Source organism: Thalassobacterium maritimum, from assembly GCF_031127805.1.
Lineage (GTDB): Bacteria > Verrucomicrobiota > Verrucomicrobiia > Opitutales > Coraliomargaritaceae > Thalassobacterium > Thalassobacterium maritimum.
This window is the reverse complement of record NZ_JARXHW010000284.1, coordinates 1-346: the sequence shown is the minus strand read 5'-3', so window position 1 is coordinate 346 and position 346 is coordinate 1. Positions and strand designations below refer to the sequence as shown.

Annotated in this window: 1 protein-coding gene; it reads right to left on the bottom strand. The window is 52.0% G+C overall.

Translation table 11 applies throughout. From position 1 onward, the window contains the following. Nucleotides 1-272: transposase (locus tag QEH52_RS20355; protein WP_425609308.1), on the bottom strand; the 272-nt coding region annotated here is incomplete at its 3' end. Between the last annotated feature and the right edge of the window lie 74 nt (nucleotides 273-346).

The window sequence follows — 346 nt, the reverse complement described above, 5'->3', positions numbered from 1 at the left end:
AGATACCAATAGCTCGACCAGCGGTAATGACGCAGTCCAGCGACATCGGTCATGCCTGCTCGCACAGGATTCAAGTGTGTGTAGTGAAGGAGGGCACCCAGATAGCCGTCTTCTTCGACGATTAAGCTCTTGTAGCGTCCTTGGAATAGTTTGCCGTGCACTTTCCGAAACTTGTGGTAGCGATTCGCAAAGGTGGATTGCAGCCACTTCATACCATAGATCAAGTTGCCCTTCGGCGTGCGCACGACCAGGTGGAAGTGATTGGTCATCACACAAAAACCTTCAAGTATCCACCCGCACTTCTCGCAGGTTTCAAACAGGCACTGCTCGAAGGATACGTGAGCGC